Raw genomic sequence first — 7,078 nt, 5'->3', positions numbered from 1 at the left:
GGAGAAACCACAGGAGAAAACTCCACCACGCCAAGGCGTCCCCATCGGAGGCAAAGGCGGCTCCGGCCAACCAGTCGACCTACGCAAAATCATGAAAACCGACAACGACCGGCGCCACGAAAACAAACAAACACAAAGCAAGACCGAAGAAAACAAGACAGAGAAACCACAAGAGAAAACTCCACCACGCCAAGGCGTCCCCATCGGAGGCAAAGGCGGCTCCGGCCAACCAGTCGACCTACGCAAAATCATGAAGTCCGACAAGGACCAGCAAGCCGAACAGACACAACGGAACACCAACAACCCCAAAACAGAAAAACCACAGGAAAAACCCACACCACGCCAGAACATCCCCGTCGGCAGCAAAGGCGGCTCCGGCCAGCCGGTCGACCTGCGGAAAATCATGAAGATCGGTAAGGACAAGGACCCGAGGGACCATCTCGTCGGCAACGTGCTCGACGAGGCCAGGGAAACCATCGTGGAGGGTTTGGAGTCGATTCCGCCCGCTATCAAGGGCTTCGTGGACGCGAACCAGGACGCCACGACGTGGTCCGAGGCCGATCCGAACAGTGACGAGTGGCGCGCGGCCGACAAACGCATCAAGCAACGCGGCGAAGCCGTCGCCGAGGTAGTGCGAAATCCCGGCAAGGTGGTGGAAGAAGTCGTCCGCCCTTACAAGGAGGACTGGAACAGCGACAAGCCGGAACGTGTCGTCGGCCGGGCGGCGGTCGACATCGGCACCATGTTCATCCCCGGTGTCGGCGTTGGCAAGAGAGTGCTGAACGCGGCCGAGGCGTTGTCCGGCGGCCGGGGACCCGATCTGGGCACCATCGCCAGGCCGCGGCCGGACAGTGAGCCCGGCAAAGGATCAGGGGCGGAAAGTCCCACGTCCGGCGACCTCCCTGCCCGCCCGGACGGTGTCACTGGAACACCAAGCCCACAGAATTCGCCAGATCGAGCCGACACCACGCCACCCGCCGCCGATTCGGCGAACGGCCACGGTTCCAAGGCGGACACGACCGCGCCAGGGACGTCGACCCGGTCGCCGGACAAGGACGGGCGAGGCAGAAGGGTGCTGCCTGCCCCGGTGACCGGGCTGCCCACGTTGCCCCGCGGCGATTCCCCTGCTCGTCGAGCCGCCGACAAACCTCGGCGGGACACCGATACCCCACCGTCGCCGAAATCCGGCGACGCCGAACCCAAGCAGCGGTCGAGCGACCGGACACCGGAATCAGACACGAAGACCCCTCCGGAATCGCGGGACTCGGCCGACAAGGCGCCCCGGTGCCCCACGCCGAACAGCTTCGTCCCTGGCACCCCCGTCTTGCTGGCCGATGGCACCTATAGACCGATCGAGCAGGTCAGGCTCGGCGACCGCGTACTCTCCACCGACCCCGTCACCGGCCTCACCCAGGCCCGGCCGGTGGTCAACCTCATTCCCGGCCAGGGCCTCAAGGAACTGGTACGGATCACCGTCGACACCGACGGCGACCGGGGCAACGCAACCGGCACCGTCACGGCCACCGACGAACACCCGTTCTGGGTCGCCAACACCGGCCGCTGGACCGACGCCGAGGACCTGGACCGCGGCGACCTGCTCCGCGCCCCCGACGGCCGCCTCCTGCAGGTCGTCGCCGTGCACGAGTGGAAACAACAGCAACAGGTGCACAACCTCACCATCGAGGGCCTGCACACGTACTACGTCAACGTCGGCGGCCAAGACGTTCTCACGCACAACGCGGATAGTGAGAGCTGTGCCGACGATACCCGCCATCCGACGGTCGGCAGGCACATTCCCGAGTCGAAGATGGAACACATCCTGAAAGGCGAATTCAAGGACGGCAAGACCACCGGATACCACCATCGCCCAGGCGGAAAAGATCATTTCGGCTGGAAGACCATCAACAAAACCAAGCCCGACGCCAACGGCGTCTACACTGGCACGGTGGTCAGGCGAGACTGGAACGGAAATAATTGGGTATGGAAGCGATCCAAGAGCACCTTCTTTCCCGATCGCTGGTCCGAGTCCCAGGTGCGGAGCGCCGTCGAACGTGCCTTCGCCAAGCCCCGCGACATCGACCCGGAAACCGGCGAATGGTCGGCCGTATACCGCGGCATCGAGATCAAGGGATACTATAATCCAGCGACCGGAGAGATGAAGACAGCGTTTCCTGTCCGGCGCAACAACTGATCGAGGTGAATCATGACCATCACGCCCGCGCAGGACATCAGGATCTGGAGCGACGAAAAGGGCTATCTCCGGTACGCGGCACGCAAAGGCAGCGAAGCGGACTTGGTCGGGCAGTGGTTGATCTCGGACGTCCAAGGCGACGGCGAGCATCTGATCGAATTACTCGACGCTATCGAGAAACTTCGTTCAGGACACGACGGCAAACCGCATGAAGCGAGCGGCAACGCCTGGGATGTGACGATAGGCAAGGAACAGGTGGACATTGAGAACAAATTCATGGATCACCTGAACGGAACTGTGCCGGTCGAGACCCTCCTCAGCATCATGCGCTCTTATTGGGACGCGCTGCGCGATTCTGTCATCGAAGAGGGCAAGCGGGATTTCCTGAAATTCCACAACCGGGAACCGCGACTACCGTGGTGAACGCATCAGTGCGGCAAATCTGATTCGCACGCTTGGCCCGCCCGGCAGCAAGGCCGGGCGGGCCGCTTGGACACGCGGCGACAGCCGTGCTGCCATCACCCCGCATGTTCCTGCCGGGAGTGACGCTGTCCACGGCGGAGCAGACCGCCGATGTACTGCGGAAAGACCGTTCCTGTACCTAGCCGATTACGCTGAGCCGGTGGCATGATGAGCCGAACGGTCCAACGGGATCGACTTCTCAGGGGGCAAGGTGAGCAAGTCCAAGGCCGGGGAGGCCTTTGAACTGATCGCGGCGAACATCCAGGGGGTGATCCGCGGCAAGCCGGAGGTCGTCCGGCTCGCCGTGGCCGCGCTCTTCGCCGAGGGACACCTGCTCATCGAGGACGTCCCCGGCCTCGGCAAGACCACGCTGGCCCGCTGCCTCGCCCGCAGTATCGGCGGCAGCTGGAGCCGGATCCAGTTCACTCCGGATCTGCTTCCCGGCGACATCACCGGCGTCACCGTCTATCACCAGAAGGACGAGCGATTCGCGTTCCACCCCGGCGGCGTTTTCTCCAATATCGTCGTCGCCGACGAAATCAACCGTGGTACCCCGAAAACGCAGTCCGCGCTGCTCGAGGTGATGGCCGAGCGGCGGGTCACGGTCGACGCCGTGGGGCATGAGGTGCCGCGGCCGTTCCTCGTCATCGCCACCCAGAACCCGATCGAGATGGAGGGCACCTACCGGCTGCCCGAAGCTCAGCTCGACCGGTTCCTGATGCGGCTTTCGGTCGGCTACCCGGATCTTCAGTCCGAGGTCATGGTGATCATGGGTGACTGCGCCGGGGTCTCCGCCGACGACCTGCCTGCCGTGGTCGACATCCCGATGTTGCTGGACGCCATCGCCGAAGTCCGCGCCGGTCACCTCGACCAGGCTGTCTGCGAGTACGCGGCCCGGATCGCCGCGGCCACCCGGGTGCACTCCGCCGTACGGTTCGGCGCGAGCCCGCGCGGCAGCATCGCGCTCGTCCGCGCCGCGCAGGCGATCGCCGCGACCGGGGGCCGCCAATTCGTCACCCCCGACGACATCAAGGAAGTCGCCATCCCGGTTCTCGCGCACCGGCTCGTGCTCACCGCCGAGGCCGAACTCAACCAGCGTGGCCCCGCGGACATCGTGGCCGAGGTGCTCGCGGCCGTCCCGGCGCCGGCGATGAACCACGCGGGCCGCTGACCATGCGGCTGACCGCCCGCGGAGTGGTCCTGCTCGTGGTGTCGATACTGCTGCTCGCGGTCGCCGAATGGGCAGGCTACCCGCTGTTCCGCGTCATGGGTGCCGTCGGGCTCGCCGCGGTGGTGGCCGCGGTCGTCGTCACCGCACGCGGTCTGCGCGTCGACGTCTCCCGCGAGATCTATCCGGACCGCGTCGAACGCGGACGCCCGGCGCTCGCGAAGCTGACGGTCCGCAACCTCGCCGGGCGTCGCCAGCGCGGGTTCGACGCGTGGGACAAGGCAGGCGCCGCCGTCCAGACCGTCCGCGTCCGGTCGCTCGCCCAAGACGCCGAAGCCACCTACCGCTACGAACTGCCGACCGGCCGCCGGGGCAGGCTCCCGGTCGGGCCGCTGACGCTGCACCGGGTGGACCCGTTCGGCCTGGCGAGGAACCGGCTTTCCGCGGGCGAGACCGCGGAACTCTGGGTCCATCCGCGCCGGTATCCCGCGCGCGCCCTGATCGGCGCCTACCCGCGCCATCACCACGACGGCAGGACGACCGACTCACTGCGCGGCTCGCTCGACCTGCGCGACGTCCGCGAGTACCAGCCTGGCGACGAAGTCCGGCACCTGCACTGGAAGGCCACCGCGCGGACCGGCCGGATGATGGTCCGCGACTACGCCGATCCGCAGCAGCCGCGATTCACACTTCTGCTCGACACCCGCCGAGCGTCCTTCACCCCCGAGGTCTTCGAAGAAGCCGTCGACCTCGCCGCGTCGCTGCTGCACGCCTCCGCGATGGCCGGGCATCACACCCGGCTCGTCGGTTCCGGCGGTCTCGACCTCACCACCGCCGGCGGCCCGCTCGGTTCACGGCTTCTGCTCGACGAGCTGTGCCAGATCGGCCAGGACACCGGGGAAACGCTCGTGACGCGCGAGCTGGCGGCCGCACGTGACCAGGGCGGCTGTCTGATGGCCGTCACCACCGGCACGCTCGACGGGCTGAGCGCACTGCGGCCGCGCTATTCCTCACTGTTCCTCGTCGACTTCGCCGCGGCCGAGCCGATCGTCGTTCCCGGCGTCCGCGTGCTCAACGCCGCCGACGCCGCGCACGCGGTCCGCAGATGGAACGAGGTGGTGGGATGAACCGCCCCACCATCGCGTTGATCCTGCTGGCCGCCGCGGTCGCGGGGCTGTTCTTCGCCCCGGTGTTCGGCGTGACGGCGTTGCTCGCCCCCCTCGGCGTCCCGCTGATTCTGGCCTTCGGTGTCACCGAGCTGTGCGCGCGCCGGGTGTCACTGGCGCCGTGGCGGGCGTTGTCGCTGCTGGCCGTGGGGCTGGCCGGGGTGATCGAGACCGTCCTCCATTCGACGACGGCCGCCGGTTTTCCCACCGGCGCCACGGTTTCCGCGCTCGCGGACGGCGTCACCGAATCCTGGCGGCTCGCGCTGCAGTCGACCTGGCCGGCGCGACCGGAGCCGTCCACACTGCTGTTCGTCCCGCTGCTGGTGCTGCTGGCCGGGGTGTTCGGGGTCGAGCTGCTCCGGCTGAGGCGGCCGATCCTGGCACTCCTTCCGAGCTTCACCGTCGTGGTGGTGAGCCAGCTTTTCCAGGCGATGTCCGGGTTCACGGCCCTGTTCGGCGGCCTCGCGTACGCGGCTGTCGCGGGCGGGGTGTTCGCCCTGATGCCGCAAGCGGACGTGGAAGGCCACCGCAGGAAAGCGCCCATGCTGGCGTTGGCCATACCCGCGTTCGTATTCGGCATCGCCGGGGCGCTCGTCGCGAATCTGCTCGTGCCCGCGCCCGGTCCGGCGTACTCGCTGAAACAGGATCAGGTCGCCGAACTCGACGCGCGGGTCGCGAACCCGCTGGACGATCTGGCCTACCGGCTGGAACATCCGGACACGCCGGTGTTCTCCTTCCGCGGCGACGCCGACACCGACCGCTGGCCACTGGTCGCTTTCGACGACTTCGACGGCGTGAACTGGAGCCCCGGCGGCCGCTACCGGCGGCTCGGCACCGAGCTGACGCCCGGTCCGGCGGTGGCCGTGCCCACGCACCGGCGATCGGCGACGGTCACCACGAGCGGCCTGGCCGGGCCGTGGCTGCCCAGCCAGACGTGGCCCGCGGCGGTCGACGGGATCGCTCCGCTGGTCGAGGAATCACAGGGCACGCTCTGGTTACCGCGCCCTGCCGACGGCCCGCGGCAGTACTCCCTGAGCTGGTGGTCACCGGAGATCAACCCGGCGGATCTGCTCGACGCGGCGCTCGACCCGTCCGCTCCCGGCGGTCTCGCGGGCATCGGCGACGTGCCGCCGGAGGTCGGCAGGCTCGCGCGTGAAGCCGTCGGCGGGTTGCGCCCCAGCTTCCGGATCGCGCTCGCGCTGGAACGGTTCTTACGCGAGCGCTATCGGCTGGCGACGGGAGCCGACCTGCCGAGCGGGCACGGCTGGCCACAACTGCGGAAATTCCTGTTCGAGACCAAACTGGGCACGAGCGAGCAGTTCGCGAGCGCGTATGTCACCCTCGCGCGGACACTCGCCATCCCGGCCCGGCTGGTGGTCGGCTTCCGGACGCCGGACAAGCCGGATGCCAACGGCGGCTACACCATCCGCAACGGCGATGCCGTGGCCTGGCCGGAGGTCGCCGTCTCCGGCGTCGGCTGGGTGGCGCTGGATCCGACGGGCGAGGCGCGCGCCACGACAGGCAGCGCGAACAGCCTCGCGGCGGTGACCGCGCAGGCGCGAACGCAGCTGCCACCGGCCGAGCAGCTACAGGATCGGCCGCTGCCCGGCGGCGATTCGGGACCCGGTGACGGCTTCACCGGAGACGGCGGCTGGACGTTCCCGTCCGGCCCGGTCCTGATCGCGCTCGTGGCGCTGATGGTGGCGTGGTTCGCCGGGATCCCGCTGGCCAAGGGCGCACGCGCGTGGCGACGACGACGTCAGCCGGGCATCGGCGCGGTGCTCGGTGCCTGCCGGGAGGTCAAGGACCGGCTACGCGAGAACCGCGTCCCGTGTACCGCGGGCATGACGGTCCGCGACCTGGCGGCGGCCGCTCACGGCACCGTCGATCAGTCCACAGTGGAGGGATTGCGCCTGTTGGCGTCCACAGTGGACGTCGCGCTGTGGTCAGGTGTCGGCACCGGCCCGCACTCCGGACCGCAGGCGTGGGCAGCGGTACGGGAAGTCCGGCGCGGCCTGGCCAAGCGTGGCCTGCGAGCCCGGCTCCGCGCCGCCGTGAACCCGCGCACGTTGCTGCCCGGCCACTCCTGAA

Annotated in this window: 5 protein-coding genes; all 5 read left to right on the top strand. The window is 68.2% G+C overall.

Annotated features, from left to right (window positions below):
• On the top strand, positions 1–2,191 hold a 2,191-nt coding region (locus ACZ5ZX_RS13385; protein WP_465502266.1), incomplete at its 5' end, for an EndoU domain-containing protein.
• 12 nt (positions 2,192–2,203) lie between these two features.
• Positions 2,204–2,614, top strand: a complete 411-nt coding sequence (locus ACZ5ZX_RS13380) for a hypothetical protein (protein ID WP_465502265.1) — start codon at positions 2,204–2,206, stop codon at positions 2,612–2,614.
• Between the two features lie 250 nt (positions 2,615–2,864).
• On the top strand, positions 2,865–3,824 hold the full coding sequence (locus ACZ5ZX_RS13375) for an AAA family ATPase (protein ID WP_465502264.1): 960 nt from the start codon (positions 2,865–2,867) through the stop codon (positions 3,822–3,824).
• 2 nt (positions 3,825–3,826) lie between these two features.
• On the top strand, positions 3,827–4,948 hold the full coding sequence (locus tag ACZ5ZX_RS13370) for a DUF58 domain-containing protein (protein ID WP_465502263.1): 1,122 nt from the start codon (positions 3,827–3,829) through the stop codon (positions 4,946–4,948).
• The gene (locus ACZ5ZX_RS13365) at positions 4,945–7,077 is read left to right on the top strand and encodes a transglutaminase TgpA family protein (RefSeq protein WP_465502262.1); all 2,133 of its coding nucleotides are present in this window, start codon (positions 4,945–4,947) and stop codon (positions 7,075–7,077) included. The genes ACZ5ZX_RS13370 and ACZ5ZX_RS13365 overlap by 4 nt, the downstream gene beginning before the upstream one ends.
• Position 7,078 lies beyond the last annotated feature (1 nt).

This window comes from Amycolatopsis sp. NPDC033938 (assembly GCF_055575975.1).
The sequence above is the reverse complement of the archived record's forward strand: the minus strand, read 5'-3'. Positions and strand labels throughout refer to the sequence as shown.